Annotated in this window: 4 protein-coding genes; all 4 read right to left on the bottom strand. The window is 45.2% G+C overall.

Annotated elements, in window-relative coordinates:
- Positions 1-159 precede the first annotated feature (159 nt).
- The 4 genes from ACU01J_RS21475 to ACU01J_RS21490 all read right to left on the bottom strand — a co-directional run bounded on the left by ACU01J_RS21475 (position 160) and on the right by ACU01J_RS21490 (position 4588).
- On the bottom strand, positions 160-942 hold the full coding sequence (locus tag ACU01J_RS21475) for a DUF4123 domain-containing protein (protein WP_481085700.1): 783 nt from the start codon (positions 940-942) through the stop codon (positions 160-162).
- Positions 942-2996: a type VI secretion system tip protein TssI/VgrG gene (gene tssI, locus ACU01J_RS21480; protein ID WP_481087437.1), complete on the bottom strand. Its 2055-nt coding sequence runs from the start codon at positions 2994-2996 to the stop codon at positions 942-944. The genes ACU01J_RS21475 and tssI overlap by 1 nt, the downstream gene beginning before the upstream one ends.
- A gap of 159 nt (positions 2997-3155) precedes the next feature.
- A complete protein-coding gene (locus tag ACU01J_RS21485; protein WP_481087438.1) occupies positions 3156-3488 on the bottom strand; it encodes a hypothetical protein in 333 nt (110 codons plus the stop codon).
- Between the two features lie 179 nt (positions 3489-3667).
- Positions 3668-4588 (bottom strand): IS5 family transposase, encoded by a 921-nt coding sequence (locus ACU01J_RS21490; RefSeq protein WP_481085133.1) that lies wholly within the window; start codon positions 4586-4588, stop codon positions 3668-3670.
- Positions 4589-4667: the final 79 nt, after the last annotated feature.

Consider the following 4667-nt stretch of genomic DNA (forward strand, 5'->3'; position numbering starts at 1 on the left):
CTTCGCCTAACGTAACGCTGAACTCATTACCTGCAGAATCAGTCAGCGTTCCAGAGACACCAATAAAAGGCTGATTAAACTCATCCCTTACAAATATTTCGATCCAGCGATTACACTGCTCACATGGCAAAAAGTAAGCGCTACTGCCTGTTTCAATACTCATGTCCAAACCTCTTTCAGGGTTTCTAGTTCTTTAAGCTCTTCAAGGTTTAAATGAAAAGGCCGCGACAATTCACTTAGGTGTGTTTGAGTCTGACAAGTCACCTCAACCAAAACGCAGGCCTCCATTTGCTCTTGTGGATAGCCTCTTTCCTTTGCTTTCTTCAATGCATTCAAAATCACATCATTCGGATCAGCGAGCCGCTCCATCATTTTAGGGAACAGATTCCACCATCTTCGTTCAATGGACTTGGCGTGAGTATTTTCGTTATAAAGTGCCGTCAGGTGATACGTTTGAACCTTCCACCATGTATCTTCGTTTAGCGTAAATTCAACCTTAGATTGGTTGATATAACAGGCCAGAGACTCATTTACGATGGCAAGCTGGTCGATGTTGCCCAGCAAGCTGTTTACTTCACTCTCTTCCATTGCAAGCAGCATGGGGCCAATCACTTGCGTGTCGTAAAAGCGAAACATCACTTCCTCACCTTCATAAGAAACAAGTAGTAAACTTCGTAAATGCTCGATAAGCTGATCAAATTCAGCTGCGCTTTGTATCCCTATGCCGAGATCGAGTACGTCACTTTTCACACTGAGCAACTGCTCTGAGGCGGGTACTATCCATGGTGATAGCGTTTTCGCTGACTCGAACATAGGGCCTGAGAAAAGAGGCATTGAATCGTCAAACCCAAAACCAGACGCTTTAACCGCTTGCTGATGAGCATTAGCGTCGGCCAGCCAATAGTAGTTGCCTTCACTCAATTGAAACCATTCAGATAGCATTATTTCGCCCCTTCCTGTGGACAAGGTTTAACAAGAGGAATACGACTTTCTTCAGCTAACAACAAGGATTGATGGCGTACTGCTTTTGCGACATCTGGTGTAGCGGGCGCTTCTACCCCGTCTGGCAGAGTAGCGATTTGCCCACTGTAAGCACTCCCTTGACCCGCGCTACCACCAGCATTCAAGTTAATTGCAGGGCCACTTAAACTAACACCACTGCCATCAACTGTGACAAAGCTTCCTCCCGCTTTTAAGGTAATTTCAGCGCCTGCCTCGACAACAATCTTTGCCCCGGATTTAAAAGAAATTTCTCTGCCTGCTTCAGCGCAGATTTTTTCACCTAGTTGTTGATTAAGGCTACTATCAAGGACGTCACTCATATTGCCTTTGATATCTACTCGGCTTTCGCCATCAACCGTCAGGTGTTTGTCTTGATTGATCTGCCCGAACTGATCGTTCTCTACCAATAGATGATGGTCATTGTGAACAACCGTATTCACATCATTTTTCACCTTGGCTTTAAAGTCTTTTTGGCCGTGGATATATATCTGTTCGCGTCCTGCCTGATCTTCAAAACTTAGCTCATTAAAGCCCGAACCTTGGTAGGTTTCGGTTCTAAAGACCGTTTTAGTTTTGTGCTCTGGCAATTCATACGGCGCAGGGTTATTAGCATTGTATGTTCTACCCGTAACAATTGGCTGGTCTGGATCGCCGTTTAAAAACGAAACGATCACCTCTTGCCCAACTCTTGGTAGTGCGACCATTCCATATTGAGAACCAGCCCAACTTTGTGAAACTCGCACCCAACAGGAGCTATGCTCATCACCATTCGAGTATCTATCCCACGGAAAATGTAGTTTCACCCTGCCAAACTCATCAGTGTAAATTTCTTCACCTTCAGGCCCTACAACGGTGGCAATAGATGAACCATCAACGATCGGCTTTAACTGGGGCAAAAACTTCCAATGATTCGATGCAGGAATGAGAAGTAGCTCATTGCGGTAGGTTGTCGCTCCCGTACCGCCCTCTTCTTCTAAAGCTTGTGGTTGCTCGGCTTGAACAGAAACAGAAACCACTTGCCAATCGAGGCATACGTTTTGATCAATGTGCTCAGACAATGAAAAACGAATCCCCGCTTTGAGTCGCATATCATCACTGCTTGCTTCGGCGATATGACTATAACGACGCAAGGCTTCTAGACGTGTTTGACTCAAGTTTAGGCTCAGGTCGCTATTTTGGTGGTCTCCAAGAAAGTCGAAATGCTGATAGCTTTCCATGTCTTGGTAGCCTACGTCATTTGCCCGTTGCTGATCAGAGTACCGATAAGAAGGTTTAAGAAAGCTGTACTCATTTAACGTGACATCACTGACCTCAAACTGCTTGGTCTCTTTCAAGCTGGAGACACTCGTACTGTCGGCTTCTCCCCCTGAAGCGGGTGCATAACGAATCGGGTCATCAAGCTTAGCTAAACATGTACTGACATCACTAAACACCACTCGCCCTTGGCCTTGCTCATGGTCAAAGCTGTAGATCATTCCCTCTTCACTCATCAGCCTGTGAATGAAATCCAGATCGGTTTCTCGGTATTGAACACAGTATTCACGCTGCGGGTATTCTTTTTGCAGTGAAAAGGCGTAATCCGAAATCCCCATCTCTTGCAGTAGAACAGAAATAATCTCAGGCGCAGATTGATACTGAAAAATACGGCTATTGTGTCGTAAAGATAAGCGCTCTAATGAAGGCACAAGTTGGAGAGAGTAAAAGGTATGATGATGGCCCGTATCTCCCTTACTGAAAGCTTTAACAATTCCGAAGGTCGTACGTTCTAACACGCCATTTCGACGTAACTCTAAGCGTACATTTTGATCGATGAGAGAATCAGGTTCGATATCAGAACGCCGACTTGCGAGCTCAATCTGGTAGCGATAGCCACAACATAACTCGTTCGCCTGAGTGAGATCATTCGAAAGTGATTCAACGCCACTAAACTTGTGAACAACAAATGCTTCCTCGTCGACACCGTCAACGATTATATGGAATTTAAGCTTTGGCATAGTTCTCCCTTTGCGATACTCATAAGCGCTCTAACTAGAAACAAACTTATGGTGTCAGCAAAGTTAATGCCATTTCCCCACTCACCGGAGAGCCCCAAAACTTGGTACAACAGACTGAAAACTAGGCAAACAACTGCCCAGAACAAAGCAATAAATCACTTATGGGCAGTTTTTAGAAAGAGACTCTTTACCAATCAGAGACGAGCAACACTCGCCCGTCAGTAAAGTAATCATGCTTTTTATCAAGTGAAACAGACGGCTCAACAAAGCCAGTTCAACTTGCTTGGAGGGGAGCTGCATGTTGATTTGGGCAACCCCCAGTTCCAGCATTAGATTTCTCGGGTTTTCACCATAGTAGAAAACATTGACTGCCTGAGCATCAAATATAGACGACTTCCCTGGATAAACCTTGAATGACACATTATTTGGTTCAATTTCAGTTTGGGCGATGAGTTCAGTCTTTTCGTTCGCCTCTAGCTGGTAGTCATCCACATAAAAGAATTGCGGATGTTCTCTTTAAGGTAAGTTCCCCCCATCTTAAATACACCTTTTTGGTCGAGTTTGCGCGGGTCAAATCCAAACGTCAGGTTGAGAAATCGAAAATACCAAGTCTTACTGGCTTTGTTGCGTAATTCGGACAGAAAAACAAACCGCCCGAAATTGTGCAATTCTTAAACAACAAACTGAGTTTCAGGCATACCAAGCCCTGTAAGCTTGTTCAGCGCTTTAATCATGGCGTAGGTTTCGCCAACCTGAGCATTGTAGTTTCGCAGGCTTAACCTCCCACCTAGCAACTGCTTCACTCGATACATGGCTGTTTCTGATAGTGAACGTTTGTGATAACCATACCGCTTTTTCCACTTCTTGTTGGAGCCGTAGAGCTTTTGGCAACCCACTGCTAAATTGCGAGGATGTCCTTGTTCCCAGAAGGCTGCCCCTTCTCTTGGTGGGATAAGCGGAATAGCTCGCTTAATCCGTATGGCATCATGGCAGTTCCTTGTGTCGTAAGCACCATCTCCAGATATCTCGATGATTTGTCGACGTGTTTGCTTGAGCAAATTAGGAAGGACTTCTGAATCAGTGACATTAGATAAACTCAGTTCTGCTGCTACTATCTCGTGAGTACTGGTGTCGACTGCTAAATGCAGCTTTCTCCAGACTCTACGCTTCCCGTCAGTACCGTGCTTCTTGACCTTCCATTCACCTTCGCCATAAACCTTGAGACCAGTGGCATCAATGGCCAGATGCTGTATCGCACCTCTGGTTTTAGTTTTAAATGAAACCTCAACCTGCTGGGCTCGACGGCTTATACAGGTGTAATGCGGACAAACAAGCGGTATGTTAGCCAGCTTAAATACTGAGTCTAGAAAACCTTGCAGCGCTCTCAATGGCATAGAGAAAACGCGTTTTACCATCAGTGCGGTAGTAATGGCTAGGTCGCTGAATCGACGAGGCCTGCCGCGCTTACTCTGTTTGCTTTGCTTCCACTCGCGTATGGCTTCCTCATCAATCCAGAAAGTGAGTGAACCACGGTTGATTAGGGCTTTGTTGTACTGTTTCCAGTTAGTTGTTTTGTAACGAGGTTTCGGCATAAGGCTACGATGATTAACTGATGTAGCCGATCAGATCGTAACTTCCTGATTTAGTTCCATCGAATTACGCAACAAAGCC

It is taken from the genome of Vibrio sp. 2433-A1, assembly GCF_056726085.1.

Excerpts from the sequence above, each read along its gene's own strand:
- ACU01J_RS21475 (WP_481085700.1), bottom strand. The coding sequence starts at position 942 with ATGCTATCTGAATGGTTTCAATTGAGTGAAGGCAACTACTATTGGCTG.
- tssI (WP_481087437.1), bottom strand. The coding sequence starts at position 2,996 with ATGCCAAAGCTTAAATTCCATATAATCGTTGACGGTGTCGACGAGGAA.
- ACU01J_RS21490 (WP_481085133.1), bottom strand. The coding sequence starts at position 4,588 with ATGCCGAAACCTCGTTACAAAACAACTAACTGGAAACAGTACAACAAA.